The sequence below is a fragment of the Pseudomonas sp. HY13-MNA-CIBAN-0226 genome, from assembly GCF_040310305.1.
Lineage (GTDB): Bacteria > Pseudomonadota > Gammaproteobacteria > Pseudomonadales > Pseudomonadaceae > Aquipseudomonas > Aquipseudomonas gregormendelii.
On the sequence record NZ_JBEOPS010000404.1, the window covers coordinates 1 to 257 of the forward strand.

Below are 257 nucleotides of genomic sequence, written 5' to 3' on the forward strand. Positions count from 1 at the left end.
GGGCGGGTCATGGTGTGCAGTTGCCATTCGATTAGGCAGCGGGTGATGCGTTTGATGCTGGCGTTGGCAATCGCCAGCATAAGGTCGGGTAGTTCTTCGGGAGGAAGTGCCGGCATATTTTCTTTTTGCGGCTTTTTGAAGGCTGCCCGAATGCCGCTGAGCGGGTTCGCGAAGATCAGTCCGCAGTTGACGCCGTAGGCCATGATTTCGTTGAGACGTTGGGAAAGTCGCTTGACCGTCTCCAGGCTGCCTTTGGC

Annotated in this window: 1 pseudogene; it reads right to left on the bottom strand. The window is 56.8% G+C overall.

Annotated features, from left to right (window positions below):
• A pseudogene (locus tag AAEZ05_RS29280) lies at positions 1-257 on the bottom strand (integrase); the annotation flags it as partial.